The following is a 26,007-nucleotide window of genomic DNA, read 5'->3' as shown; positions in this document are numbered from 1 at the left end:
CGTCCCGGTATGGACAGGACACCTGTGACCGGAGATCATGTGCGGCGCGCGGTGACGCTCGCGGCGGAGACGCTCGGCGCGGCCCCTGACGAGGCCTGGGACCGGCAGGCCGGTCCGATGGACTGCGACTGCTGGGATGCGATGGACCACTTGAACAACGGTCTGTTCTCGTATGCGCTTCGATTGGCGCTGCCGGGCGGGTACGCCAAGGGCGGGCCGACGATCCGGTGGGACCGTCCGGGCGATCTGCCGCTGCCGATCATCACCGACCGGGAGGCCGGTCCGGGCCGGCTGCTCGCGGTCATGGTCGCGATGGGCAACCTGATCGCCGCATCCGCCGAGACGGCGCCGCCGTGGCTCCGGTCGTGGCACATCTGGGGCGTCGGCGATCCCGAGGGGTACGCGGCAATGGGCGTCGTGGAGACGCTGCTGCACACCTTCGATATTGCCGAAGGCCTTGGGGTGGAGTGGAACCCGCCCACCGACCTGTGCGAAGCCGGTCGGGCGCGACTGTTCCCGGAGGCACCGGCCGACACCGATCCGTGGGAGACGCTGCTGTGGGCGTCAGGACGCGGCGACCTACCCGGTTTCGCCCGGCGTTCGGAGGACTGGGGCTGGCATTCGGCTCCGCTAGACGAAATGCCGTCCAGCTAGAGCGAGGGTTCATGCCAGGCGGAAGGGACTCGGTTAGGGTTCGGTCCTTCCTTAATGGAGTGGCCGAGTGGCCGAGTGGCGGAGCGGTTGAGTGGCGGAGCGGTTGAGAGCCTGTCGCCGGTGCCCCGCAGCGCGCGGCAGCTTTTCCCTTGCGGTTCAAGCGCTCAGCGACGAAGGGATGGGGCGAACCAGGCGAGGTGGTCTGCCGCGACCGGGTGGCGCTTCCCTTGATGTTCAGGCGGGCGACGACGGAGGGACGGGGCGGGCCAGTCGGGGTGGCCTGCCGGGGTGGGGCTGGTCGTCGGTGGAGGTTCGAGCTCGCAGCGATGGAGTGGTGGCGGCGCGGTCGAGGGTGCGTCGCCGCGCTCCGGCTGCATTGCTGTTGCGGTTCAGGCGGGCGGCGACCCCTGGGTGCGTTGCCGGGGCGGGCCGGAAGGTGCGGCAGCGGCAGCGTGGTGCGGTCGCTGGCGGGGACCGTCAGGACCGATCCGTGTTCGCTCACGCGAAGCGCGTCACCGGCCATGGTGCTGGACAGGCCCGCATACCGCCGCGGACCCGCCCATGGACCGGTCTTGAAGTCGATCGAGCGCTCCATGAACTGGGTGACCCAGGTGGTGCGCACCAAGAGCGCACTGGCGAGGACCAGCGCGAGGCTTGGACTGACGTCGATCGGCATCTCCTCGATCAGCCCGTCGGTGTGGTTCGAGGCCCACGCATCAAGCATTGGTTTGTCGATGGCGGGCTTACCAGTGAGACTGCCGACGGAATCGGTCGCCAGTTGCTCAATCCACTCTGGATCAAGCGTGATGGCGGGTCCGGCCCAGGCTCCGATTGCCATATGGATTCCCGGGGCATGGGCCACGGCGTCGAGCAGGGTTCGAGCGAGTTCGGCTTCGCGGGACGCCTCGATGCCCGCCGCCGCGAGCAGTTCCGCGCGGGTCTCACCACTGGCCCCGCAGGCCAACGTGGTCAGCAGCGGCCAGATGCCCAGCGCCGATGCGGCTGGCGGCATCTCGGGGCGCGAGACGAGCCAGCGCCGCAACAGGCCGTTGGCCGCCGCCACCTCATCTTGGGACAGCAGGGTCTCGAAAGTGGGGCCTGAACTACCGGTGCTCATGTCCAGCACTGTATTCGGCGAGATCAACCAACCACTTCGGGTTCGTCCACCCAGCCGGCCACCAGGATCAGGCCCGAAGGCCGGTGTCTGGCGAGGAAGGCGAAGGGCCGGTCGAAGGTGACCACGGCGCGCACCCGGTGGTGGTTCATCTGCGGTGCTCCCATCCAATCGATGGTCATGGCAGTGACCGCGGCGGACTCGAATCCTTTCGGGCCGAAAGTCGCCGTGCAGGCCTGCTTCGCCCGGCTCACGAATACGTCATCCGCTGCGAGGCGGTCGAATTGCGCGCGATCGTCGTCCATGGCGGTGACCAGGCCGAGCGCGGCGGCGTCCTCGCTCAGGTCCAGCTCGGCGGAGACATCGAACCGCACCGTCTCCACCCTCACCTCGGGACCCTCCTGCGGAGTCGCCGACGGGTACGTTTCGATTCTGACGCCGGGAGCCCGCTTCGCCGCCTGCCGCTCGCTGGCGGAGCGGCCCCAAGTCGGATCGGTGGCGGCGTCGATGAGGACGGACATGACATCGCGGGGAGCGAACTCTGCGTGGCCGAGGGCCAGCAGGACGTCGATGTCGTCGCTGCCGGGAACCGTCAGGACCGATCCGTATTCGCTCACGCGAAGCACGTCGCCCTCAATGGTGTTGGACAGGCCCGCATATCGCCGTTCACCCGCCCACGGCCCGGTCTTGAAGTGGGTGGCGCCTTCCGTGAACTCGGTGGCCCAGGTGGTGCGCACCAAGAGCGCGCTGGCGAGGATCAGAACGATGTCGGAGTCGAGTTCGATCGGCATCCGCTCGATCAAGCCGTCGGTGTGGTGCGAGGCCCAAGCGTCGAGCATGGGCCCGTCGATACCCCGATCACCGGTGAGGGAGCCGATGGAATCGACCGGTTGCTTCTCGATCCATTCTGGATCGAGGGTGATGGCGGCTCTGGCCCACGCCCCGATCGCCAGGCGGATTCCCGGGGCGTGGGCGACGGCATTGAGCAGGGCTTCGGCGAGTTCAACTTCGCGGGAGGGGGCAATGCCCGCCGCCGCGAGCAGTTCGTTCCGGGTCTCGCCGCTCGCCCCGGAGGCCAGCGCGGTCAGCAGCGGCCAGATGCCGAGCGCCGACGCCGCGCCCGGAATTTCGGTCCGCGAGTCGAGCCAGCGCCGTGTCAGTTCATTGGCCGCCGCGATCTCGTCTCGGGACAGCAGGGTCTCGAATGCGGGACCTGAACTTCCGGTGCTCATGTCCTGCACTGTATTCCGCGAGATCAACCGGCAGTTTCGGGTTCGTCCACCCAGCCGGCCACCAGGATCAGGCCGGACCCGCGGTGGCGGGCCAGGTAGGCGAAGGGCCGGTCGAAGGCGATCTGCGTCCTCACGCGCTTGTGCTCCATTTTGGGCACTCCGGCGGCGCGGGTCATCGCCATGGCGGTGACGGCGGCCGCCTCGAAGCCGGTGGCGCTGAACGTGGCCACACAGGTCTGCTTGGCCTGGCTGACATAGGTGCGTTCGGCCGCAAGGCGATCGAACTGGGCCTGCTCCTCGTCGGAGGCCAAAACCAGACCGAGGACGGTCGAATCCTCGAGCAGGTCGAGGTCTGATTCGAGCGAGAATCGCACGGTCTGCACGTCGACTTCGGGGCCCAGCTGGGGCTTGGAGGACCGGTATTCGGTGATCTCGACGCCCGGGGCCTGCTCCCCCACCTGCATGTCGCCAGAGTGTCGGCCCCAGTGGGGGTCGGCGGAGGCGTCGATGAGCTCGGACATGACCCGGCCGGCGGTGAGGTCCTCGCGGCCGATGGCCAGGAGCACGTCGATGTCCTTGCCGCCCGAGACCGTCAGGACGGAGGCGAGATCGGAGGTGCGGACGACGTCCTCGTTGAGGGTCGCCGACAGTCGACGGCACGGTCCGAGGCCGGCCCAGGGACCGGTGCGGAACGGCTGGCTCGAATCCCGGAACGGCGTGGTCCAGGTGGTGCGGACCGAGAGGGCACTGGCCAGCACCAGGTCGATCGGTACGTTGAAGTTCAGCGGCATCTCTTCGATGAGGCCGCCGGATTCGCGGGCGGCCCAGGCGTCGAGCGCCTCCTTGTCGAGGGCGGCATCGCCGGTGAGCGCGCCGACCGATTCGGTCGGGAGCTTGGCGATCCACTCCGGGTCGAGCGTGATCCGCGAACCGGCCCAGACGGCCACGGCGAGGCGGATCGCGGGGGCGTACTTGGCGGCGCCCAGGACCGCGTCGGCCACTTCGGACTCACGGGTCGGCCCGACGCCGGCGGCCGCGAGCAGTTCGGATCTGGTCTCGCCTATCGCGCCCGAGGCCAGCGCGGTCAGCAGCGGCCAGATGCCGAGCGCCGACGCGACGGCCGGGGGCTCGTCGCGGGAGGCGAACCACCGGCGCGTCAGGTCATTGGCCGCGGCGATCTCATCGCGGTCCAGCAGCGTCTCGAATGCCGTCTCCGATCCCATGTCACGGACTCTATCGCGAGGTGGCGAAGCGTCCACCCTTGCGCGGAAGGAATAAATCGCTTGCGAGCCTCAGGAGGCCCCTCTAGCCTGGGCCCGAACGTCAACTCGGCACGGAAAGGGACGGCAATGCGCCAAACAGCGGAGATCTTCACGCCAGGCCATCTGCTCTCTCTTCCGAGGACGTCAATTGAACTTTCTGAACCTGGGGATCCTTGCGCATGTCGACGCGGGTAAAACCAGTCTTACCGAGCGGCTCCTGTTCAACGCCGGGATCATCGACCGGGTCGGCAGTGTCGACCAGGGCTCGACGCAGACCGATTCCATGGAGCTGGAACGGCGCCGCGGCATCACGATCCAGTCCGCGGTGGTCGCGTTCGCCTTGGGCGACTTGACGGTCAATCTGATCGACACCCCCGGCCACACCGATTTCATCGCCGAGGTGGAGCGGGCGCTCCACGTGCTCGACGGCGCCGTCTTGGTGGTCTCGGCCGTCGAGGGCGTGCAGGCGCAGACGCGGGTGCTCATGCGGACCCTGAAGCGCCTCGGCGTGCCGACGCTCGTGTTCGTCAACAAGATCGACCGGCGCGGGGCGAGGGAGGACGACCTGCTGCGCGAAATGGCCGAGCACCTGACGCCGGCGATCCTGCCCATGACGACGGTGGTCGGCATCGGCGGCATCGAAGCCCAGGTCGCGCCGGTTTCGTTCGACCAACCGGAACGTTTTGATCAAGCGATAGAAAGACTGACGGCCGGGAACGACGACTTCCTGGCGGCCTATTTGGACGCGTCGGACCCGCGCGGCCTGGACTGGCAGTCCGAGCTGACCGCGCAGACCCGCCGGGGTGCGGCCCATCCGGTCTATTTCGGGTCGGCGGTGACCGGGGCGGGCGTCGAGGCGCTGACCGCGGGGATCCGGCGATTTCTGCCGGCACCTGCGCGGGAGGCGGACGGTCCGCCGCAGGGCACGGTCTTCAAAGTCGAGCATTCCGAGACGGGCCGCAAGACCGCCTACATCCGGCTCCGGGCCGGGACGCTCGTTCCCCGTGAGCGGCTCGAGGTGTTCCGCCGCAGCCCTGAGGGAACCGTCAGTCTCGATGCGGGCAAGGTGACCGGGGTCGAGGTGTTCGCTTCGGGCGCGGGCACGACGACCGGATCCGCGCCGCCCGGCAGCATCGCGAAGGCGTCCGGGCTGACCGACGTCCGCATCGGCGACGCGGTCGGATCGGCCGCCGAACTCGCGGACCGGGGCCTGTTCACGCCGCCGACACTGGAAACGGTGGTGCGGGCGGTCGACCGGAACGACAAGATCGCGCTGGCGAAGGCGTTGACGAGCCTGGCCGAACGGGATCCGCTGGTGGACCCACACCTGGACGAGGTGTCGGGCCAGACGGCGGTGCGGCTGTACGGGGAGGTCCAGAAGGAGGTCGTGGCCTCGCTGCTGGCCGAGGAATTCGGGATCGCGGTCCGTTTCGAGCAGACCCGGGCGATCCACATCGAACGGCCGAACCAGGCTGCGGAGGCGCTGCACGAAATGGGCCGCTGGGCGCCCACGTCGCATGCATTGACCCTGGGGCTGCGGATCGAACCCGCCGAACCCGGTTCGGGCCTGGTGTACGAGTTGGAGGTCGAGCGCGGATCGCTGACCAGGGCCATGCGCAATGCGGTCGAGGAGGCCGTTCGCACGAGACTTCGCCGCGGCCCTCACGGCTGGGAGATCACCGACTGCCGGGTGGCGGTGACCGCGACCGGCTACCTGGGGCCCGTCAAACCGGGCCAGTTCCGCGAGGTGGCAGTGCTGCTGCTGGACGGGATGATCGAGGAGGCGGGCACGACCGTGTACGCGCCGGTCAACCGCTTCGAACTGGAGTTCCCCCACCGCTCGTCGGGCGCGGTCGTGGCCGCGCTGATCGACTGCCGCGCCATGATCAACGGCCAGTTCTCGGCGAACGGAGTCGGCTACATTCGCGGCGCAATGGACGCCGAATCGGTCAACGGCTTCGAGTCGCGGCTGCCGTCGCTCACGCGCGGCCGGTCGGTCTTCCTCGCCGAACTCGACCACTACCGACCGATCCGCACGAACCCGCCGCGCCGGTCGTAAAGGCGGGCAACGATCTGACGAGTCCAGTGCCCAGAGGCGCTGGACTTCCTGAGCGAGCACGCGATCTAATGAGGAGGTGAACGATTCTGAAGACGTCGCCTGGACTTTTCCCGGGGTCGTCCTGCGCAACGAACGCGAAGGCGTGCGGAGCCACTACGTATTGGCGATGGTCGACGACGACGGCACATTGATCTTCGAATTCAACGACGTCGACCCCGATCTCGACCAGTTCTTCGGGAAGGACGAGGTCGAGACGACCATGAAGGTCCGGGCCGAGCACCTCGAGAAGCTCATCGAGGAACTCGGCGGTGCACCCGGCTGCGATGTACTGGAGTTCCTGGCCGAACGCTACAGCGGCCCTGCCTCATACGAACTGTGGCCACTGCTGCGCGGCAGCGAAGTACCGATCGAGCGATTCACCTGGTGAGCCGGGAAGACCTCGGGGCCGGTGCGCACGGTGGGCGAGCGCATCGGCCCCGAGGCCGTTATCGGGCTAGCGCCCTTGTATTGAGGCGGCGCATTGCGAAGACGACCGCCGTTGCGATCAGGATCAGGAGCGCCGCGCCGGCCGCTAGGAGCACGGCGGCCTGGGGTCCGCCGGCTCCCGCGTCGAAGTGCCATTCATGGACCGATTCCGCGCTGGTGTACAGGAAGTGGTCCTCGTCGGCGTCCTCGGCGGACACCAGGGTCCGGTACTCGGGGTCGGCGTCAGTGAGGGTCGTGACCTCCACCTGGACCGCCTCGACCGGGTCGCGGCACTCGAAGGTGAGCTCGGCGCCGTGGTGCGCCAGCTCGGACAGGTCCACCTCTACCGGACACTCGTTCCCGTTCTGGCGCACCGTGACGTGTTCGGCGAGGTAGTCGGCGACTTCGGGTGAGTCGGCGAGCAGCTGGGCGTCGGAGTCCCCCACCTGCTCGTGGTCGCCGTCCTCATCGAGCTCGAAGACGTATTCGCGCTGCTCGGGAATGGCTCCGGTCAGCGCGCCCAGAACCAGGAGGTCGTCGGCGGGTGCCGTCCACATTGCCGTCAGCGTATTGCCGTCGGTTTCCATGCTCAGTGTCTGGGAATCGCCCTCCGCGTGGCCCGAAGCCGGGGCGGGACCCACCGCAATGGCGGTCGCCAGTGCGGCGAATGCGATGAGCGCCTTGGCGGCGCAGGCGGTCAGCCGCATTCGCGGCCTCCTCGGTCGGGGGTGGACAGGATGTCGGCCGCCGAGCGGGCGGTGCGGTCCGCGGCGGCGGCCTGGACGTACCAGAGGTAGTCGGAACAGCGGTTCAGGCCGTTCCAGTCGACGGTGGTCGTCTCGCCGTCGCCCGCCGTCGCGGTGCCGATCTCCCTGCGTTCGGTATGCGGGGTGATGAGGTCGGTGGCGACCCGCTTGTCGTACACGGCGTTCAGGTCGACCTCCACGGTGAATTCGTCGTCGGCGTCGGTGTAGCGGCCTTCGGTGTCGTACTCCCAGGCGTTGAACTCGTCGCGCAGCGGCGAGTAGGTGTTGACGGCCATCAGACCTGAGTCCACATCGAACTGAAGCAGCCGCATGAACCCGGCGTTCTGGTTTCCGTTGTCCTGGAAGTCCTGGTAGTTGGCGAGCATTTCGACCACGGTCCGGCCCTCGACGCCGTCGACGTCGCGCTGGATATTGAGGGCGACGCCGTGGTAATGGCCGCACAGGACCATGAACACGTTGTCGTTGGGCAGGATGATCTCGTTCCAGTACCGCTCGCCCATCGAGGTCCAGCGCCCTTCCAGGGAGTCGACGCTGGTGTGCTCGCCCTCGGGATTGATGTAGTCGTGGGTGGCGAAGACGACATTGTGGTCGGGGTGGTCGGCGATGACCTGGTTGGCCCATTCGATCGCCTCGTCGCCGGCGTAGTAGCCGAGGTAGAGGATGAGGAACTGGGCCCCTTCGGCCTCGATGAGGTCGTAGTGGTTCTGGCCGTCGTCCTCGCGCCACGCCCCTCCGTACCAGGGGTTCTCCTCGAAGCGCTGGGGTGGGAAGAACTGGTTGTAAAGGGAGGACTCGCGGCCCCACTTATTGTCGTGGTTGCCGGGCGTGACGCCGTAGGGCAGCCCGGCCTCGTCCAGGATGGACATGGAATCGGAGGCGAATTCGTACTCGTCGGTGGCGCGGGCCGAGGAGTGGGTTCCGTTGAGCCAGTTCTGGATGACGTCGCCGGTGTGCGAGACGTAGTCGATCTCGCGGGCGTCGGCGTTGGTGACCATCCAGCGGTTCATCTCGGCGTAGGCGTCGCGGTAGCCCTCGGTGAGGTACTGCGTGTCGGTGACGAAGCCGAACGACAGGTCGTACTCGGCCGGGTCCTTGAACGCCAGGTTCGGTTCGGCGGCCTCATCGGAGAAGGCCTCGCCGCTCCCGGGTCCATCTTGGATGAGGATGTCGACGATGCGGCCCCTGGTGTGGTCGGCGACGTCGATCGTCCCGGTGAGGGTGATCTGTCCTCCGACGGTGCCGCCGTCGGCGGCGAGGAGGTCCCAAGTCTCGGCGCGGCGGTTCCAGCCGTACATCTGGAGTTCGTTGGTGCCGGTGGAGGTGCCGCTCCAGGTCAGCTCGAAGTCGCTTCGCCGGGTGTCATCGAGCCTGAGTTCATAGCGCTGGAAAGGGAATCCGTCGCTCGCCTCGGTGATGAGCGGTTCACCGCCGTCGAGGATGTCGTTGTCGGCCTCCTGTTCGCCACCGATTCGGCGGGTGATCGGCGGAGCCTGGTCGGTGGTGCCGGTATAGATCCGGGAGGTCTGGTCGTTCAGGCTGATCACCTGGGAGCCCAGGTAAGAAAGCTCGGAGTCGCCGCCGGTGGCGTGGGCGGCGGTGGCGCTGAGCCGGGCCTCGCGATCGGCGACCTCGGCGGCGGTCTGGGGAGCGAGAGGCCGGGCGGCCGCCTCGACCTCCACCGGAGCGAGCTCGTCTTCGGTGAAGTCGGTCGGGGCCCGCAGGTCGCCCGGTACGACACCGGGGCTGGCGGCCGCGGGGACGAAGTCGTCGGCATTGAAGGCGGTCGACTCGAACCGCTGGTGGGTCCGGCCGTCCCCGGTGGCGATGAGGTTCATCAGTGACAGCCCTTGGGTGCAGGGGCTGTAGCCCGAGTTGAAGACGCCGACGCTGTCGGCCAGTCCGCCGTCGGCGGTGAGGACCATGAGCCCGTAGCCTTCGTCGGCGAGTCCGGTGCCGTAGGCGACGTTGTAATCGCCGGCCTGGTAGTAGCTGGATCCGGTGTGGACGGCCAGGTAGGTGTCGCCGGGTTCGAGCACGACATCGCCGATGACGGGGATCTGGTCGGAGGGGCTGCGGCGGCCGTCGCCTTGACAGCGGTGGACCTGCCAGCCTTCCAGGGAGACGGAGGTGTCGCCGAAGTTGGCCAGTTCGAAGAATTCGTCGGCGCCGCCACCCGGGCCCGTGTTGATCAGTTCGCTGATGCGGACGCCGGTCTCGACCGGTTCGGGGTCGCTCACCTCGACCGGTTCGGCGAGGGAGCCGATGGTGCGTTCGCCCTTGACGAAGTCGGCGGCGTTCTCACCGGTGTTCCCGGTACGCTGCCAGGTCTGGTTCCAGCCGAAGTCGAGCCGGTTCGGGAGGGCCGTGCCCTGAATGCAGGGGCCGTCGGTGGGGGCCTGGTGTACGCCGTCGGCCTCGTAGACGCCGACCGCGTCGCGGATCTCGCCGTGGTCATCGACCAGCATCGCGCCGAAACCCTCGTTGGCCAAGCTCACCGAGTATCGATTCGACTGCACGCCACTGGGAACCGATACCGAGTTGTGGGCGGTGACGAAGACCTCGCCGGGGTCGAGGACGGTGCCCGCCGGGATGGTCGACTGGAGACTGCCTGGTGTGGACTGGCCCGAGCCCCAGCAGCGGTAGAACTGCCAGCCGCCGATGCCGACCGCCTCAGAGCCGAAGTTCGCGAACTCGACGAAGTCGTCCGAGCTCCCGGCCGGGCCGGCGTTGGTCAGTTCGGAGATGAGCACATCGCTGGCCTGCACACCCGAATTGGGTTCGGTGGCGTTGGGCTCGCGAGGGGTGCGGGTGGCCCGGATGAAGTCGTCCCGGTCGGTCCCGGTGTCGCCGGTGCGCTGCCAGGTCTCGTTGCGAATCCCGTTGAGGTTATTGCGGAGCGGGGTGTCGCCGAGGGCGCATTCGCTGTCGACGCCGGGCGCGTAGACGGCGACGGAGTCGACCACATTGCGGCCTGAGTCCTGGAGCAGGACGCCGAATCCGGCGTTCGCGGTGCTGATCTCGTAGTAGGCGTCCGCGTCATCGATGGTGCCCTTGGCATTGGCGATGAGGAAGGTCTCGCCGGGGTCGAGCACGACCCCCTCCAGCGGCGGGAACTGCGGCTCGTAGGCGCGGGATCCGCTTGCGGCGCAGCGGTAGACGCTCCAGGCGTCCATATTGGCCGGCTCGTCGCCGTAGTTGGTGAGTTCGATGATCTCGTCGGCGCTGCCGGCGGCCCCGTAGTTGCTCAGTTCGCTGATGAGCACGTTCGGGCCGGCCTGGGCCGAGGCGGAGCTGGAGTAGGCGAGGAGGGAGGCGGTGAGGGCAGCGGTCAGGGACGCCGCGATTGCGGGCAGGCGCCATGACACGCGTTTCCGGGGGGAGGGCGTCATAACTCAGAGTGTGGAGGCGGTCGATGAATCAAAGATGAACCGGAGGCGGCGACAGCGCCTATCGGCCAACAATTCTCGGACATTTCGCACCTCACAAGGTGGATTCGCGGTCCAACGAGGACACCGGACGTGCCACGGGGCAGCGTACCGCGGGCCGGGCGAGGTATCCGGGAGGCCGCGGGAGGTGGAACGCTCCCGCAAAAAATATCGAGGCATTCAAATTCGGAGGCCTTGACGCGTGAAAAGAAACCCGTGTACGTTGCGCATGACAACGTAGTCAGAGCTTCCCCCAGGAGCCCTCATGCCGTCCCACGCGCCGCCGGAAGATGCCGGTGGCAAGCGCCGCCCTCCCGGGATGACCGATGTGGCGCGCGCGGCCGGGGTTTCGCAGAAGACCGTCTCGCGGGTCATCAACAACGAGCGCTATGTCAGCGCCGACGTCCGCGAGCGGGTGCTGACCGCCGCCGCCGAGTTGGGGTACCGGCCCAATACCGCCGCCCGCGCCCTCATCACCGGCCGGTCTCAGCGCATCGGCGTCGTCTCCCTCGGCACCGCCCTGTACGGCCCGGCCTCGCTGCTGGTCGCACTGGAGCGCGCCACCCGGGCCGCCGGATTCTCCTTCATGATCGCCAATACCGTTGAGGACCAACCCGACTCGCTTCAGCAGGCGATCGACTGGCTGCTGGATCAGGGCGTGGACGGCATCGTCATCGCCGAACCGATCGCCGACGGTCCCGCCTTGCGCCTCGACACGGACACGCCAATCGTCAGCATCGGCCAGGCATCCGGCATCCCCGAGGCCGTCCCCGGGACACGCACCGTCGCCGACTCCCGCGAGGCCACCGAGCACCTGCTCGACCTGGGACACGAACGGGTCTGGCACATCGGCGGGCCGAGCCGGTGGTGGGAGGCGCGCGACCGCCTCAAGGGATGGCGCCAGGCCCACACCGACCGCGGCATCATCGCCCCGCCCCCGTTCGAGGGCGACTGGACCCCCGCCTCCGGATACCAAGCGGGCCTGGAGCTCTCACGTGACCCCGAGGTGACGGCCGTGTTCTGCGCCAACGACGACATGGCCATCGGGCTCATCGGCGCCCTCGCCGAATCCGGGCGCCGCATTCCCGAAAGCATCAGCATCGTCGGCTTCGACGACATCCCCGCCGCCGCTTTCCTCACCCCTCCCCTGACCACCATCCCCCAGGACTTCGAGGCCGACGCGACCCGCGGCCTCGATCTCCTCCTCCGGCACCTGCCGGGCGCGGCGACCGCCGAGCCCGGCACCGCCGACAGGACGGCCGAACCCGCGCCCGGACGCCGCCTGGTCGTCCGCGGCTCAACCGCCCCACCTCCCTTCCGGCGCAACGAAGTGCCGCAACGAAAGGAACAGTGATGAATCCCCGTCTCAGCCGCCGGTCGGCGGCCAAGGGGGTCGCCGCCGCCCTAGCAGGCCCGTTGGCGCTCTCCGCCTGCAATAGCGGCCCCCCGGCCCCGCCGACCCACGTCACCCAATCCGATATCGACAAGGCGATGAGCACCCCCACCGAGATCAACTTCTGGACTTGGGTGGCCAATATCGACCAGGAAGTCGCCCTCTTCCAAGAGCTCTACCCGGACATCACCGTGAACATCGTCAATGCCGGGCAGGGCGCCCCGCACTACGCCAAGCTCCGCACCGCGCTGCGGGCCGGAAACGGCGCCCCCGACGTCGCCCAGCTCGAATTCCAGATGATCCCCTCCTTCACCATCACCGATCACCTGCTCGACCTGCGCCCCTTCGGCGCCGGCGACCTGGCCGACCAGTTCGTCGACTTCGCCTGGTCGCAGGTGAGCGGAGAGGGCGGCGAGGTCTGGGCGATCCCGCAGGACACCGGTCCGATGGGAATGCTCTACCGCACCGACATCTTCGAAGCCCACAACTTGGAGATCCCCGAAACCTGGGACGAGTTCGCCGCGGCCGCCCGCGACCTGCACGAGGCCGACCCCGAGATCTTCCTGACCAACCTGCCCCCCGCTCAGGGAGGGTTCTACGCCGCGCTGCTGTGGCAGGCGGGGTCGAACCCGTTCGCCGGCAGTTCCGGCGGCGACTTCCACCTCGACCTCGGCTCCGAGGAGGCCGTCCGGGTCACCAGGTACTGGAGCGATCTCGCGGAGGAAGGCCTGGTCTCGGTCGACCCCGACTACACCGATCAGTGGTATCAGGCGCTCAACAACGGCAAATACGCCGCCTGGCTCGCCCCAGCATGGGCTCCCAGTTTCCTCTCCACCGCGGCGAGTTCCACCTCCGGCAATTGGAGGGTCGCGCCGCTGCCGCAGTGGGACGCCACGGCCGCACCGGCCTCCTCCAACTGGGGCGGCTCGACCTCGGCGGTCATGTCCACCACCGAGAACCCGATCCCCGCCGCACTGTTCGCCCAGTTCCTCAACACCGACGTCGAATCGACCACCAAGTTGGCCAACGAGCAGCTCCTCTACCCGCCCACCACGGCGTTGCTGGAGGACCCCGAATTCACCGGCCGGCCGCTCGAGTTCTACGGCGGCCAAGAGGTCAACGCCCTCTTCGCCGAGATCAGCGAAACCGTCAGCGACGACTTCCAATGGTCGCCGTTCCAGGACCAGGTCTACGCCGAGTTCACCGAAACCGTCGGCACCGCGTTCACTGAGCGGACCGATGCCGTTGCGGCACTCGAAGAGTGGGCCGAACGCATCAAGGAATACGCCGAGTTCCAGGGATTCACGGTGAGGCAGCCATGACCACCACCAGCAATGCCGCACAGGCGAAACCGGTGACCGGACGGCGGCGCCCGCTGGCCGGCTACCTCTTCGTCGCCCCGTTCATGCTCGTCTTCGCCGCCATGTTCGTGGTGCCGCTGCTGTACGCCGCGTACTTCAGCCTCTTCCGCGAACAGCTCGTCGGCGGCACGATCTTCGTCGGGTTCGAGAACTACGCCCGGGCCTTCGGGGACGCGGAGCTGTGGAGCGGAGTCGCCCGGGTCGGGATGTTCTTCCTCCTCCAGGTCCCGCTCATGCTCGTCGCGGCCCTGGTCTTCGCGCTGGTCCTCGACACCGGCCTGGCACGGTTGTCGAGGGTGGCCAGGCTGGGGATCTTCGTGCCCTACGCCGTCCCGGGCGTCATCGCCACCCTCATGTGGGGCTTCCTGTACGGGCCGGACTTCGGACCGTTCGCGCAGATTGCCGACATGTTCGGCACGGCCGCACCGGACTTCCTCGGCCCCAACCTCATGCTCGGGTCCCTGGCCAACATCGTGTTCTGGGAGTTCACCGGCTACAACATGGTGATCCTGTTCGCCGCGCTGCGGGCCGTCCCGACGGAGCTGTACGAGGCAGCCAGCGTCGACGGAGCCGGGCAGTGGCGCACCGCGTGGAGCATCAAGATCCCCTCGCTGCGCCCGGCACTCATGGTCTGCCTGATCTTCTCGATCATCGGCGCATTCCAGCTGTTCAACGAACCCAACCTCATGGCCTCGTTGGCACCCACCGTCATCGACAGCGCGTACACCCCGAACCTGTACGCCTATAACCTCGCGTTCGTCGGGCAGGAGTACAACTACGCCGCCGCCGTGTCGTTCGTCCTCGGCCTGGTCATCCTGACCGGCTCGTACGCGTTCATGTTCGTCACCAACCGCCGGAGCCGGTCATGACCGCGACAAAGCTGAATCTCAAGCGCCCCAAGGGCAAGCGCAGCACAATCCTCACGGTGGCGTTGCTCGCCGTCACCGCCTACTTCCTGCTGCCGCTGGTGTGGCTGATCATCGCCTCCACCAAGTCCAGCGCCGACCTGTTCTCCACCTTCGGATTTTGGTTCTCTGGCGACTTCGCCTTCTTCGACAATCTGCAGCAGACGTTGACGTACGACAACGGCGTCTTCCTCAGGTGGATGGGCAACACCATCCTGTACGCCGTCGCCGCCGCCGGCGGCGGCGCGCTCCTGGCGGCCCTGGCCGGGTACGGCTTCGCCAAGTATCGATTCAAGGGCAACCGCGCCATGTTCATGGGCGTCCTCGGCGCGGTCATGGTGCCGACCACGGCACTCGCCATCCCGACGTACCTGCTGTTCAGCGAGATCGGGCTCGCCGACACGCCGTGGGCGATCATCCTGCCCTCACTGGTGAATCCCTTCGGGCTCTTCCTGATGCGCGTCTACGCCGAGCAGGCGGTTCCGGACAGTCTCCTGGAGGCCGCCCGCATCGACGGAGCGAGCGAGGCGCGGATCTTCTTCCAGGTGACGCTGCGGCTGCTCGCGCCCGGCTTCGCGACGGTGCTGCTGTTCGCTCTGGTGCACACCTGGAACAACTACTTCCTGCCGCTGATCATGCTCAACGACCCCGAGCTGTATCCGATCACGGTCGGCCTGGCGCGGTGGCAGGGCCAGGCCGCAGCGGCCGGCGGGGCCAGCGGCGACCTGGTGTCCCTGGTGGTCACCGGGTCGATGCTGTCGATCATCCCCCTGGTCATCGCATTCCTGTACCTCCAGCGGTACTGGCAGTCCGGTCTGGTCGCGGGCGCCGTCAAGCAGTAACCGAATACCCGGGTCGGGCGCCGATGCGAAAGCGGCGCCCGACCCGTTTCGATCTGGCGATAGGAAAGGAAACCACCCATGAGCAACTGGCCCAACCCGATCCTCTTCGGGGCGGCGTACTACCACGAGTACCAGCCTGAACCCCGGCTCAAAAATGACCTGGACCAGATGGTCGAGGCCGGGTTCTCGGTCATCCGAGTCGGCGAATCGGTGTGGAGCACTTGGGAACCGGAGAACGGCCGCTTCGATCTGGACTGGCTCCAGCCGGTGCTGGACGGGGCGCACGAACGCGGGATCGCCGTCATCGTGGGCACGCCGACATACGCGGTACCGCCGTGGCTGGCGCGGCTCTACCCCGAGATCGCCGGGGAGCACCACACCGGCCGGCGCATCGGCTGGGGCGGACGCCAGGAGGTCGACTACACCCACGCGGCCTTCAAGTTCCACGCCGAGCGGGTCATCCGCAAGATCCTGGAGCGCTACGCCGACCACCCGGCGGTCATCGGCTTCCAGGTCGACAACGAACCGGGCCTGCAAATCTTCCACAACGAAGGCGTCTTCCAGCAGTTCGTGGATCACCTGCGGCACACCTACGGCGACGTCGAGACGCTGAACCGAGAATGGGGCCTGGTCTACTGGTCGCACCGGCTGTCCACCTGGGCCGACCTGTGGCGGCCCGACGGGAATGCCCAGCCGCAGTACACGCTCGCGTGGCGGCGCTTCCAGGCGCAGTTGACCACCGAGTTCATCGGTTGGCAGGCGGACATCGCGCGCGAGTACGCCGGCGCGGACCAGTTCGTCACGACCTGTATCTCCTATCCGCGTCCGGCGATCGACGACCGGGCCGTCTCAGAGCGGCTCGACGTCACCGCGGGGAACCCGTACTACCGCATGCAGGACGCGTTCGCCCTGCCGCGCACCGAGGGCGACGCGCACTCGTGGCAGACCGAGGGGACGTGGGCGCTGTACCACTCCGCCGACCGGATGTACTCCTCGCGGCAGGAGCCGTTCCTGGTCACCGAGACGAACGCGCAGGCGATCGGGGAACCGTGGCGCAACGAGCCGGCCTTCGATGGGCAATGGCGCCAGGCCGGTTGGGCGCTGGTCTCGCGCGGAGCCCGCATGATCGAGTACTGGCACTGGCACACCCTCCACTTCGGAACCGAGACGTACTGGGGCGGAGTGCTCCCCCACTCGCTGGAGCCGGGTCGCGTCTACCGCGAACTGTCGCGGCTGGGCGCCGAGTTCCGCAAGGCCGGGCCGCTCATCGGCGACATGATCCCCGACGCCGATGTGGCGGTGCTGTACTCGAAGTCGAGCCAGTGGGGCCTGGCTGCGCATCCGCAGCTCGCGCGCGAGAACGGCGAGGCGGACCGCGACAGCTACGAGGGTTTCTCGAACCCGTTCTACCGGGGCGCCTTCGAGGCCGGGCTCCAGACGCGCATCGTCCACACCGAACAGCTCGGCGACGCTGAGACCGCCGCGGCACAGTACCCGGTGTTGGTGGCGTCGGGCCTGTACGTCGCGGGCGACGACCTGCTGGACTGGCTGGGCGATTACGCGGCCGCAGGCGGGCACCTGGTGATGGGCCCGCGAACCGGCTACGGCGACACCGAATCCCGGGCGCGCCTGGACGTCAAGCCCGGACGCCTGGCCGAGGCGGCCGGTGCTTGGTACGACGAGTTCGCGAATCTCACCGATCAGGTCGGCGTGGCCGCCGGAGCGGACTCGCCGCTGAACCTGCCGGAGGACGCCGCGGCAACCCGCTGGGCCGATGGGTTGCAGCTCAAGGGAGCCGACGCGGTGGCCTCATATGTCCACCCGCATTACGGCCAGTTCGCGGCGGCCTCGACGAAGGCACATGGAAAGGGCCGCATCACGTATGTGGGGACGGTGCCGAACCAGGCCTTCGCGAGGGCGCTGTTCGACTGGATCGCACCGGCCGATCCGTGGCGCCCGGCCAACCCGAGCCTGACCGCGACGAGCGGCACCACCGCCGACGGTCGCCGGGTCAGGTTCATCCACAACTGGTCATGGACCGAAGCCGACTTCGAACTGCCTGCGGCCGTTCACGATCCGCTCTCCGAGAGCCACTTCGCCGCGGGCGAGTCGCTCCGGCTGGGCCCGTGGGACGTGCGGGTTCTCATCGAGGGCTGACCGACTCCGCTGCCGTGGAAATGGCGCGGTGCCCTGGGGAGGTCTGATGGCCCAGGGCCGTTCGCGATCGCGAACGGCCCCTTGTGAGTCATCAGGGTTCGAGGACGACCGGGGACAGGGCCTGGAGACCGTCGGGTTCGGCGACGATATCGATGGCCGCGACCCGTCCGTCCACGATGGTGAAGCGGAACGCGATCCGCGGCTTGCCACCGCGGGACCACAGGGCGCCGATACGGTCGCCGACGAGTGCGACCTCGGCCCCTCGGGCGCGGCCCAGGAACGTCTCGGCCACCGCCCGCACCCCGCTCACCTCGCGCTCCGCGCCCGCCTTGACCGCCGCGTCGTCCGCGCGCACCACGATCTCGGGGTCCAGGACGGTCAGGAGTCTTTCGAAGTCGCCGTTGCGGGAGGCATCCAGAAAGGCGTCGACGACTTCGCGCTGGCGCCCCAGATCGGGCACCGGAGCGGTGCCGCGCACCCGGCGCCGGGCCCGACTCGCGAGCTGACGCGCCGCCTCCGGGGTCCGTTCGACGATCGGTCCGATCCGCTCGTATGGGACGCCGAAGAGATCGTGGAGGACGAACGCCAGTCGCTCCGCGGGGCCCAGGGAGTCGAGCACGACCAGCAACGCCAGGCCGACCGAGTCCGACAGCATCGCCTCGCGCTCGGGGTCCGCGTCCTCGGAGGCGCCTGCGCCGTGGAACTCGATCGGCGTCTCGCGACGGGTCTTGCGGGTTTCGAGCAGGTTCAGGCACACCCGTGAGACGACCGTGGTCAGCCAGCCGCGCAGGTTCGCCACGTCTCCGGTATCGGTGCGGGCGAACCGGATCCACGTCTCCTGGACCGCGTCATCGGCCTCGCTCGCCGTGCCGAGCATGCGGTGGGCCACCGCCCGCAGATGGGCGCGGTGCGCTTCGAAGCGCTGTACCGCGAATTCGTCCTCGCTCATCGGTCACTTCCTTCGTCCGGGGATGGTCAATCATGTTGACCGGCCGAATCCGGCCGGCGTGACGAGAAGGACGAGATCAATGACCGACGCTTCCCGCGCCGCGGTGCGAACCCGTGCGCGCTCCGCCGCCTACTGGACGACGACCCTCATCATCGCAGCCGAATCGGCGCTGGGCGGGGTCTGGGACATCATGCGGACCGACTACGTCAGGGACGTGATCGGCGAGGGCCTGAGCTTCCCGCTCTACGTTGCCGTGATCATCGGCGTCTGCAAGATCCCCGCAGCGATGGTCCTGGTCCTCCCCCGCTTCCCGCGGTTGAAGGAGTGGGTCTACGCCGGGGTGGCCTTCATCTATCTGGGCGCAGTCACCTCCCATCTGGCGGTCGGCGATCCTGCCGCGGCGAGCGGACCGCTCGGCTTCCTGGCGATCACCATGGCGTCGTGGGCGCTGCGGCCTGCATCCCGGCGCGACCCGGCCCCCGACTCGTGGCGTCCGGGCCGGCCCTTCAGGGGCAAGGTCGCCCTGTACTGGGCGGCCACCGGGATCATCGTCGCCGTGCTGCTCACCGGCGGCGGGGCCGACCTGATCCGCCGGGAGCCGACCGTCGACGGCATGGTGGCCCTCGGATACCCGGTGTACTTCATGACGTTCCTCGGCACCGCGAAGGTGCTCGGTGCGATCGCCCTGAGCGCGCCGCGTTTCGGGCGGCTCAAGGAATGGGCGTACGCGGGGGCGTTCTACAACTTCGCGGGGGCGTTCACCTCGCACCTGATCATGGGATCCGAGGCGGGCCACGTGTTCTGGACGGGCCTGTTCTCGGTCCTCACCCTGGTCTCGTGGGCGCTGCGCCCGAGCGGTCGCGTCCTCGGGTTCGCCGGTGCGGCCTCGGACACCGGCCTCCGCTCCTCTTCGAGGGGCGCGAGCCGGCGGCCGGTCGCGCCCCGGTAAGTCTCCGATGAATTGGCCGACCAGGATCTCCAGGCGCTCCGCCTGGAGGCCCGGGCGAAGCCGGCCGTCCCGATCGAGAATCGCCAGGCCGTGGATCGCGGCCCAGCCGGTCTCGGTCAGCAGCTCGGGGTTGCGCTCGCCCGCCACGTCCGCGAAGACCGTATAGAGCTCGGCGAATGCCGCCTTGAGCTCCTCGGGCGCCTCGGGCCCGAACTTCAGTCCCTCGGCCCTGGTGAACAGCGCTTCGAAGAGCGCGGGGTGCGCCGCCGCGAAGTCGATATAGGCCCGCGCGACCGCCGCCAGCGCGGGTTCGCCCTTGGCACCGGTCCGCGCCCGCTTCAGCTCGACGGCGAGTTCGGCGGAGCCTTGGAGCGCGACGGCGTCGATGATCGCGCCGCGGCCGGCGAAGTGGCTGTAGAGGACCGGTTGGCTGTATTCGATGCGCTCGGCGAGCTTGCGAATGGTCACCGCGTCCCAGCCTTCGGCCTCGGCCATCTCGCGGGCGGAGCTGACGATCAGTTCTCTGCGTTGCGCGCGTTCGCGTTCGCGGCGGTTCTGGACGACCATCACCTCATTCTAGCATCGCTAGACTTTCGAGCAAGGCTATGTTAGCGTTACTCTCATATCTAGCAACGATAGATTTTCTAGCTTAGCTTAGGAGCCCCCCGTGGCACGCAAGATCACCGCCAACGTCCTCACTCTCATCGTCGCCCTCGGCATCATCTACATCGGCGTCTCCTATCTCCTGACGCCGGAGACGCTCGGCTCGAGCTTCGGGTTCCCCCACTGGCCCACCGGAGAGGCCGCCGACATCCTCACCATCAAAGGCGGCCGCGACATCGTCATGGGCCTGATCCCCCTCGCCCTGTTCCTCACGGGCCAGCGCCGCGCCCTCGGCTGGGTCCTGCTGGTCGAGACTGCGGCCCCGATCGCCGACGGCACGCTCGTCCTGCTTCACGACGGCAACCTCGCGACGGCGTTCGGGGTCCACTACGCCACGGCGGCACTCGTGATCGTGGCGGGCGTGCTCCAGCTGCAGGTGGCGCGCAAAGAGGCGCTTCAAGAGACGCTCCAAGCGGCGTGAGGGACCGGAAGCGGCGACCAGGGCGAGGATGACGCGGCCGACTCCGACTCCTTCGGGCGCTAGCTAAATTTCTAACGCTAAAAGGCCGGCACCGGCGCCCGAAGGCTCCGGTGCCGGCCGCTCCCTCAATCAGTTTCGCTTATCGAGCATCCCCTGCACCCCGGCGCGGATCTCCGGAGTGTCAAGACCCCGGATCTTCAAGGTGGTCCGGCGGCGCAGGACGTCGTCGGTGGTCTCGGCCCATTCGTGGTCCCTGGCGTAGGCGACCTGCGCCCAGATCTCGGGGGCGTCCGGGTGGATGCGTTCGGCCAGTTCCGGCTGCTCCCCCGCCAGGCGGGTGATCTCGAAGGCGAGCGAGCCGTAATGCGTCGCAAGGTGTTTGGCGGTGTCCTCGCCGAGACTCGGCAGCGGGGCGCCGCCGTCGGTGAGGAGGCGGTGCTGCACCGCGTGCGGATTGGCGATGCCCGGCAGCGGCAGCCGCGGCAGCTTCGACATCGGCTCCATCCCCTCCCCCAGTGAGTAACCGGGGAGGTCGGAGAGCTTCTTGATTACCTGGCGTCCGATGTGGCGGAAGGTGGTCCACTTGCCGCCGGCCACCGAGAGCATGCCGCCGCGGCCCTCGGTCACCACGGTCTCCCGCTTGGCCTTCGACGTCTCGCCGGGTCCGCCCGGCAGGACCCGCAGGCCCGCAAAGGAGTACGTGATGAGGTCGCGCCGCAGCTGCTGGTCCCGCACCGAATGCGCCGCCTCCGAGAGGATCTGGTCCGTGTCGGCGCCGGTGACGGACAAGTCCCCCGGGTCGCCCTCGTAGACCTCGTCGGTGGTGCCGAGCAGCAGCATGTCCTCCCAGGGGAGGGCGAAGGTGATGCGGTACTTGTCGATCGGGGTCGCCAGCGCGGCCTTCCACTGGGAGGTGCGCTTGAGCACCAGGTGCGCCCCCTTGGAAAGGCGGATCGACGGGTTCGCCGCCGAGTCCTCCATGCGCCGCAGGTGGTCGACCCAGGGTCCGGTCGCGTTGAGGACCACGTGGGCGTTGACGCCGAACTCGGTACCGTCGGTGCGGTCGCGCAGGTCGGCGCCGGTGACGCGGCCGCCGGTGAGCCGCAGGCCGGTGACTTCGGCGTGGTTGAGGGCGACCGCTCCGGCCTGGACGGCGGCGCGCGCGGTCATGAGCGCCATGCGGGCGTCGTTCATCTGGCTGTCGCCGTAGACGGCCACGGCCTTGAGTCCGTCGGTGCGCAGTTCGGGGACGTCCATGCGGGCCTTGACGGGGTTGAGCAGGTGCCCGACGCCGTCGCCGAAGCCCGAGAGCGCGGAGTAGGCGAACACGCCGGCGCCCATCTTGGCCGCGCCGTGCGGTCCTCCCTTGTAGATGGGGAGGTAGAACGCCAGCGGGTTGGACAGGTGCGGGGCGACCTGCCGGGTGACGGCGCGGCGTTCGAAGTGGTTCTCGGCCACCAGTTTCACCGCGCCGGTCTGCAGGTAGCGCAGTCCGCCGTGGAGGAGTTTGGAGGAGGCCGAGGAGGTGGCGCCGGCGAAGTCGCCGGCGTCGACCAGGGCCACCCGCAGCCCCGACTGGGCGGCGTGCCAGGCGGTGGAGATGCCCAGGATGCCGCCGCCGATCACCAGCAGGTCGTAGGTCGCCTTCGACAACTGCTCGCGGTTCTCGGCCCGGCCCGCATGCTTCGCGGGAAGCACGGTGGGGCCGGCGGTCGGGGTCGTCCCGAGTTCGGGGACGTGCTGCAAGGTGGTCATGGTCTCGCTCCTATTTCGACTTTTCTTAGTCGTCCAGCCAGCCCATGGTCCGTTCGACGGCCTTGAGCCAGCTCTTGTATTCGCGTTCGCGGATCTCGGGGTCCATGTCGGGCGTCCATTCCGCGGCGCGGCGCCAGTTGACGCGCAGGTCCTCCGTGTTGTCCCAGAAGCCGACGGCGAGCCCGGCGGCGTAGGCGGCGCCGAGGCAGGTGGTCTCGGCGACCATGGGGCGAACCACGGGTGCGTCGAGGACGTCGGCGAGGAACTGCATGAGGAGGTTGTTGGAGGTCATGCCGCCGTCGACCTTGAGCGCGGCGAGCTCGACGCCGGAGTCCTTGGTCATGGCGTCGGTGATCTCGCGGGTCTGCCACGCGGTGGCTTCCAGGACGGCACGTGCGATGTGCGCCTTGGTGACGTAGCGGGTGAGCCCCGCGATGACGCCGCGCGCGTCGCTTCGCCAGTAGGGGGCGAAGAGCCCCGAGAAGGCCGGGACGAAGTAGGCGCCGCCGTTGTCCTCCACGCTGGAGGCCAGCGTCTCGATCTCGGCGGCGGTGCTGATGAGACCCATCTGGTCTCGCATCCACTGCACCAGCGAACCGGTGACGGCGATCGAGCCTTCGAGGGCGTACACCGGTGCGGCGTCGCCGATCCGGTAGCCGACGGTGGTCAGCAGCCCGGACTCGGAGTGGATGAGCTGCTCGCCGGTGTTCATGAGCATGAACGTGCCGGTGCCGTAGGTGGACTTGGCCTCGCCGACGCTGAAGCAGGTCTGTCCGAACAGGGCGGCCTGCTGGTCGCCGAGCGCGGAGGCGACGGGGACGCCGCCGAGGAGCCCGCCCAGGGCCCCGCCCTTGACCTCGCCGTAGACCTCCGAGGAGGAGCGGATCTCGGGCAGCACCTGCATCGGGACGCCCATTTCGGCGGCGATGTCCTCGTTCCACTTGAGGTCGTCGAGGTTCATCAGCAGGGTCCGGGAGGCGTTGGTGACGTCGGTGACGTGGACGCCGCCCCGCACTCCGCCGGTGAGGTTCCAGATGACCCAGGAGTCCATGGTGCCGTAGATCAGGTCGCCGGCCTCTGCCTTTTCGCGCAGGCCGGGGACGTTGTCGAGCAGCCAGGCGATCTTGGGGCCGGCGAAGTAGGCGGCCAGCGGCAGCCCGGTCTGCTGGCGGAAGCGGTCCTGGCCGATGTCGCCGCCCAGTTCGCGGCACAGCGTGTCGGTGCGGGTGTCCTGCCAGACGATGGCGTTGTGCGCCGGCTGGCCGGTGTGCTTGTCCCACAGCATGGTGGTCTCGCGCTGGTTGGTGATGCCGATCGCGAGGATGTCCTCTTTGGAGACCTTGGCCTTGACCATGGCCCCGGCGACGACCTCCTGGACGTTGTTCCAGATCTCGGCCGCATTGTGCTCGACCCAGCCCGGCTTAGGGAAGATCTGCTCATGCTCCTTCTGGTCGACGGCGACGATGCGGCCGTCTTTGTCGAAGATGATGCAGCGGCTGGAGGTCGTGCCCTGGTCGATAGCCGCGATGAACGGGCCGGTGTGCGTGTCGGTCATAGTGCGCTCCTGAACGTCGTTGTCGAGGTGTCTTCGTTACACGGGGTCATGGTGCATCACGCGAAGGCCAGGTTGTAGACGCCACCGGCGATCACGGCGCCGACGATCGGTCCGACCACGGGGATCCAGGCGTAGCCCCAGTCCGATGCGCCCTTGTGCTTGAGCGGCAGCAGGGCGTGGACGATGCGGGGGCCCAGGTCGCGGGCGGGGTTGATGGCGTATCCGGTGGGGCCGCCGAGGGAGATGCCGATGCCGACGACGACGAGGGCGGTGATGAGGACGCCGAGGGTGCCCAGGCCATTGCCTTCGTCGTTGAGGCCCTGGGTGAGGATGGCGATGACCAGCACGAAGGTCGCGATGATCTCGGTGGTCAGGTTCTGCGCGGTATTGCGGATCTCGGGGGCGGTGGAGAAGATCCCCAGGACCGGTCCGGCCTTCTCCCGGGTGGCGTCGGCGGTGGCCTGCGCGCCGGGTCCCGACTGGACGGCGAGGTCGGCCATGTGGGCCTTGAAGTGCCCGTAGTAGGCGAGGTAGACCAGGAAGGCGCCGAGCATCGCGCCGACCATCTCACCGAGGAAGTAGACGGGGACCTGGGACCACTCGATGCCGCCTTGGATGGCGAGGCCGACGGTCACGGCGGGGTTGAGGTGCGCGCCCGAGACGCCGGCGGCGATGTAGGCGCCGGTGAGAACGCCGAAGCCCCAACCGAACGTGATGGTGAGCCATCCGGCGTTCTGGGCCTTGGACTTCGTGAGGGTTACGGCCGCGCATACGCCGCCGCCGAGCAGGATCAGCATGGCGGTGCCGAGGATCTCGCCGGTGAGGATATCTGAAGTGGACACCCGTGACTCCTTTGTCATTGGTCTGGGGTGGGCTTCCCGGAGGTGGCCGGGTTCCCGCCCCATTGGAAGGGCTTGCGCCAGCCGGCAGTCCTGCCGAACACTCAATCCGTTAGGTGTTCGACAATGTCGACCGACGTACGCAAAGTGTTCTCCTACATTACTACACCGTCAAGCCAATTGTGACTACCGACACATAGACAATCCGGCACCTCGTGGCACCGGCGACCCCACGCGACAGCGCGGGCACCACCGGATGCGATGAAGTGGCTTGCAGGAGTGGATCACCCAGTACATCCGCAATGAAGTAAACATGTCAACGAAATCGGTCAGATTGACGAAGAAATTTCAGCGCGGACGGGCCGAGGCGGCCGGGGGCGTTCAGAAAGCCGCTAGAAGGGGCCCGAGCCCAGGTCCCGGGAGACGGCCCTGGCGGTATCGCGGATCGCCGCGATGAGCTCGGGACGCAGCTCCCCGCCCGAGCAGACCCGCTCGACCGCGCCGGTGACGCCGACCGCGCCGACCGCCATGCGGCGCCGGTCGAAGACCGGGGCCGCGACCGAGGCCACGCCCTCCCAAGTCTCCTCGATATCGGTCGCATACCCTTGCGCCCGAGTCAGATTCAGGACCTCTTCGAGGGCGGGCAGCTCGGTGACGGTGCGGGCCGTGAACGGCTCCCGCTTCCCGTCGACCATCTCGCTGTGCGCCACCGGATCGTAGCCGGCCAAGACCCTGCCCAGCGCGGTCGCGTGGAGCGGCTGCATCGCCCCCACTTCCAGCACCTGGCGGCTGTCGTCCGGCCGGAAGACGTGGTGGACTACCAGGACGCCCTGCTGGTGCAGCACCCCCAGGTAGACCGCCTCGCCGCTGGCGCGGGCCAGGTCGTCGGTCCACACGAGGGCGCGCGCCCGCAGTTCGTGCACGTCGAGGTAGGTGGTGCCGAGGCGAAGCAGTTCGGCCCCCAGCTGGTAGCGGCCGGAGTCGGGGTCCTGCTCCACGAAGCCCTCGTGCTGGAGGGTGCGCAGAATGCCGTGGGCGGTGGCCTTGGCCAGGTCCAATGAAGAGGCGATGTCGGACAGGCCCAGGCGGCGCTCGCCGCCGGCGAGCAGGCGAAGCATGGCCGCCGCGCGCTCCAGCGACTGGATGTTCCGGGCCATGGCGGCGCCTCCGTTCCAAATGCGTTCCGCGTTCGACAATGCTAAACACTATCGGCTCTTCGCGACCAGGGTTGCCCGGGTGT

The 26,007-nt window shown here is 68.3% G+C and carries 19 protein-coding genes and 2 pseudogenes; 10 read left to right on the top strand and 11 right to left on the bottom strand.

Features of this window, described 5'->3' with window-relative positions:
- Nucleotides 1–9: 9 nt before the first annotated feature.
- A complete protein-coding gene (locus FAB82_RS28250) occupies nt 10–654 on the top strand; it encodes a hypothetical protein (protein ID WP_136537641.1) in 645 nt (214 codons plus the stop codon).
- 595 nt (nt 655–1,249) lie between these two features.
- Here FAB82_RS28250 and FAB82_RS28985 read toward each other — a convergent pair.
- The 3 genes and pseudogenes from FAB82_RS28985 to FAB82_RS26755 all read right to left on the bottom strand — a co-directional run.
- Nucleotides 1,250–1,666, bottom strand: a pseudogene (locus tag FAB82_RS28985) (serpin family protein); the annotation flags it as partial.
- A 128-nt stretch (nt 1,667–1,794) separates the two neighbouring features.
- Nucleotides 1,795–3,000 (bottom strand): serpin family protein, encoded by a 1,206-nt coding sequence (locus FAB82_RS26760; RefSeq protein WP_136537640.1) that lies wholly within the window; start codon nt 2,998–3,000, stop codon nt 1,795–1,797.
- Nucleotides 3,001–3,023: 23 nt separating this feature from the next.
- Nucleotides 3,024–4,223 carry a serpin family protein gene (locus FAB82_RS26755; RefSeq protein ID WP_136537639.1) on the bottom strand — a complete coding sequence of 400 codons (1,200 nt, stop codon included), beginning with the start codon at nt 4,221–4,223 and terminating at the stop codon, nt 3,024–3,026.
- A 187-nt stretch (nt 4,224–4,410) separates the two neighbouring features.
- Between FAB82_RS26755 and FAB82_RS26750 the strand changes: the two genes are divergently transcribed.
- Both FAB82_RS26750 and FAB82_RS26745 read left to right on the top strand, forming a co-directional pair.
- Nucleotides 4,411–6,321: a GTP-binding protein gene (locus tag FAB82_RS26750; RefSeq protein WP_136537638.1), complete on the top strand. Its 1,911-nt coding sequence runs from the start codon at nt 4,411–4,413 to the stop codon at nt 6,319–6,321.
- 76 nt (nt 6,322–6,397) lie between these two features.
- Nucleotides 6,398–6,748: a hypothetical protein gene (locus tag FAB82_RS26745; RefSeq protein WP_136537637.1), complete on the top strand. Its 351-nt coding sequence runs from the start codon at nt 6,398–6,400 to the stop codon at nt 6,746–6,748.
- Between the two features lie 58 nt (nt 6,749–6,806).
- Here FAB82_RS26745 and FAB82_RS26740 read toward each other — a convergent pair whose 3' ends face one another.
- Nucleotides 6,807–7,493 (bottom strand): hypothetical protein, encoded by a 687-nt coding sequence (locus FAB82_RS26740; RefSeq protein ID WP_136537636.1) that lies wholly within the window; start codon nt 7,491–7,493, stop codon nt 6,807–6,809.
- On the bottom strand, nt 7,484–10,942 hold the full coding sequence (locus FAB82_RS26735) for a lamin tail domain-containing metallophosphoesterase family protein (protein WP_136537635.1): 3,459 nt from the start codon (nt 10,940–10,942) through the stop codon (nt 7,484–7,486). The genes FAB82_RS26740 and FAB82_RS26735 overlap by 10 nt, the downstream gene beginning before the upstream one ends.
- A 301-nt stretch (nt 10,943–11,243) precedes the next feature.
- Here FAB82_RS26735 and FAB82_RS26730 point away from each other — a divergent pair, with 301 nt between their 5' ends.
- From FAB82_RS26730 to FAB82_RS26710, 5 genes are all read left to right on the top strand, one after another.
- The gene (locus FAB82_RS26730) at nt 11,244–12,332 is read left to right on the top strand and encodes a LacI family DNA-binding transcriptional regulator (protein ID WP_211116884.1); all 1,089 of its coding nucleotides are present in this window, start codon (nt 11,244–11,246) and stop codon (nt 12,330–12,332) included.
- Nucleotides 12,332–13,693 carry an ABC transporter substrate-binding protein gene (locus FAB82_RS26725; protein ID WP_136537634.1) on the top strand — a complete coding sequence of 454 codons (1,362 nt, stop codon included), beginning with the start codon at nt 12,332–12,334 and terminating at the stop codon, nt 13,691–13,693. The genes FAB82_RS26730 and FAB82_RS26725 overlap by 1 nt, the downstream gene beginning before the upstream one ends.
- A complete protein-coding gene (locus FAB82_RS26720; RefSeq protein WP_136537633.1) occupies nt 13,690–14,601 on the top strand; it encodes a carbohydrate ABC transporter permease in 912 nt (303 codons plus the stop codon). The genes FAB82_RS26725 and FAB82_RS26720 overlap by 4 nt, the downstream gene beginning before the upstream one ends.
- Nucleotides 14,598–15,479 carry a carbohydrate ABC transporter permease gene (locus FAB82_RS26715; protein ID WP_136537632.1) on the top strand — a complete coding sequence of 294 codons (882 nt, stop codon included), beginning with the start codon at nt 14,598–14,600 and terminating at the stop codon, nt 15,477–15,479. Before FAB82_RS26720 ends, FAB82_RS26715 begins: the two co-directional genes overlap by 4 nt.
- A gap of 78 nt (nt 15,480–15,557) precedes the next feature.
- Nucleotides 15,558–17,636: a beta-galactosidase gene (locus FAB82_RS26710; protein WP_136537631.1), complete on the top strand. Its 2,079-nt coding sequence runs from the start codon at nt 15,558–15,560 to the stop codon at nt 17,634–17,636.
- Between the two features lie 91 nt (nt 17,637–17,727).
- On the opposite strand, the gene FAB82_RS26705 is transcribed toward FAB82_RS26710, so the two are convergent.
- The gene (locus FAB82_RS26705) at nt 17,728–18,585 is read right to left on the bottom strand and encodes a sigma-70 family RNA polymerase sigma factor (protein ID WP_136537630.1); all 858 of its coding nucleotides are present in this window, start codon (nt 18,583–18,585) and stop codon (nt 17,728–17,730) included.
- 79 nt (nt 18,586–18,664) lie between these two features.
- Between FAB82_RS26705 and FAB82_RS27710 the strand changes: the two genes are divergently transcribed.
- Entirely contained in the window at nt 18,665–19,534 is an 870-nt protein-coding gene (locus FAB82_RS27710) for a DoxX family protein (protein ID WP_211116883.1), read from the top strand.
- A 96-nt stretch (nt 19,535–19,630) separates the two neighbouring features.
- On the opposite strand, the pseudogene FAB82_RS26695 reads toward FAB82_RS27710, so the two are convergent.
- Nucleotides 19,631–20,029, bottom strand: a pseudogene (locus FAB82_RS26695) (TetR/AcrR family transcriptional regulator); the annotation flags it as partial.
- 172 nt (nt 20,030–20,201) lie between these two features.
- Here FAB82_RS26695 and FAB82_RS26690 point away from each other — a divergent pair.
- Nucleotides 20,202–20,618 carry a DUF4267 domain-containing protein gene (locus FAB82_RS26690; RefSeq protein ID WP_136537629.1) on the top strand — a complete coding sequence of 139 codons (417 nt, stop codon included), beginning with the start codon at nt 20,202–20,204 and terminating at the stop codon, nt 20,616–20,618.
- Nucleotides 20,619–20,747: 129 nt separating this feature from the next.
- On the opposite strand, the gene FAB82_RS26685 is transcribed toward FAB82_RS26690, so the two are convergent.
- The 4 genes from FAB82_RS26685 to FAB82_RS26670 all read right to left on the bottom strand — a co-directional run bounded on the left by FAB82_RS26685 (nt 20,748) and on the right by FAB82_RS26670 (nt 25,924).
- The gene (locus FAB82_RS26685) at nt 20,748–22,373 is read right to left on the bottom strand and encodes a glycerol-3-phosphate dehydrogenase/oxidase (protein WP_136537628.1); all 1,626 of its coding nucleotides are present in this window, start codon (nt 22,371–22,373) and stop codon (nt 20,748–20,750) included.
- A gap of 25 nt (nt 22,374–22,398) precedes the next feature.
- Nucleotides 22,399–23,928, bottom strand: a complete 1,530-nt coding sequence (gene glpK / locus FAB82_RS26680; protein ID WP_136537627.1) for a glycerol kinase GlpK — start codon at nt 23,926–23,928, stop codon at nt 22,399–22,401.
- A 56-nt stretch (nt 23,929–23,984) separates the two neighbouring features.
- Nucleotides 23,985–24,770 carry an MIP/aquaporin family protein gene (locus tag FAB82_RS26675; RefSeq protein ID WP_136537626.1) on the bottom strand — a complete coding sequence of 262 codons (786 nt, stop codon included), beginning with the start codon at nt 24,768–24,770 and terminating at the stop codon, nt 23,985–23,987.
- A 389-nt stretch (nt 24,771–25,159) separates the two neighbouring features.
- A complete protein-coding gene (locus tag FAB82_RS26670) occupies nt 25,160–25,924 on the bottom strand; it encodes an IclR family transcriptional regulator (RefSeq protein WP_136537625.1) in 765 nt (254 codons plus the stop codon).
- Nucleotides 25,925–26,007: the final 83 nt, after the last annotated feature.

The organism is Glycomyces buryatensis (assembly GCF_004912275.1).
GTDB lineage: Bacteria > Actinomycetota > Actinomycetes > Mycobacteriales > Micromonosporaceae > Glycomyces > Glycomyces buryatensis.
Note: the sequence above shows the minus strand (reverse complement) of the source record. Positions and strands in the feature narration are given on the sequence as shown.

Bases quoted from the DNA above. Each gene is read 5' to 3' on its own strand.
- FAB82_RS28250 (WP_136537641.1), top strand. From the start codon at position 10: ATGGACAGGACACCTGTGACCGGAGATCATGTGCGGCGCGCGGTGACG.
- FAB82_RS26760 (WP_136537640.1), bottom strand. From the start codon at position 3,000: ATGAGCACCGGAAGTTCAGGTCCCGCATTCGAGACCCTGCTGTCCCGA.
- FAB82_RS26755 (WP_136537639.1), bottom strand. From the start codon at position 4,223: ATGGGATCGGAGACGGCATTCGAGACGCTGCTGGACCGCGATGAGATC.
- FAB82_RS26740 (WP_136537636.1), bottom strand. From the start codon at position 7,493: ATGCGGCTGACCGCCTGCGCCGCCAAGGCGCTCATCGCATTCGCCGCA.
- FAB82_RS26735 (WP_136537635.1), bottom strand. From the start codon at position 10,942: ATGACGCCCTCCCCCCGGAAACGCGTGTCATGGCGCCTGCCCGCAATC.
- FAB82_RS26730 (WP_211116884.1), top strand. From the start codon at position 11,244: ATGCCGTCCCACGCGCCGCCGGAAGATGCCGGTGGCAAGCGCCGCCCT.
- FAB82_RS26725 (WP_136537634.1), top strand. From the start codon at position 12,332: ATGAATCCCCGTCTCAGCCGCCGGTCGGCGGCCAAGGGGGTCGCCGCC.
- FAB82_RS26720 (WP_136537633.1), top strand. From the start codon at position 13,690: ATGACCACCACCAGCAATGCCGCACAGGCGAAACCGGTGACCGGACGG.
- FAB82_RS26715 (WP_136537632.1), top strand. From the start codon at position 14,598: ATGACCGCGACAAAGCTGAATCTCAAGCGCCCCAAGGGCAAGCGCAGC.
- FAB82_RS26710 (WP_136537631.1), top strand. From the start codon at position 15,558: ATGAGCAACTGGCCCAACCCGATCCTCTTCGGGGCGGCGTACTACCAC.
- FAB82_RS26705 (WP_136537630.1), bottom strand. From the start codon at position 18,585: ATGAGCGAGGACGAATTCGCGGTACAGCGCTTCGAAGCGCACCGCGCC.
- FAB82_RS27710 (WP_211116883.1), top strand. From the start codon at position 18,665: ATGACCGACGCTTCCCGCGCCGCGGTGCGAACCCGTGCGCGCTCCGCC.
- FAB82_RS26685 (WP_136537628.1), bottom strand. From the start codon at position 22,373: ATGACCACCTTGCAGCACGTCCCCGAACTCGGGACGACCCCGACCGCC.
- glpK (WP_136537627.1), bottom strand. From the start codon at position 23,928: ATGACCGACACGCACACCGGCCCGTTCATCGCGGCTATCGACCAGGGC.
- FAB82_RS26670 (WP_136537625.1), bottom strand. From the start codon at position 25,924: ATGGCCCGGAACATCCAGTCGCTGGAGCGCGCGGCGGCCATGCTTCGC.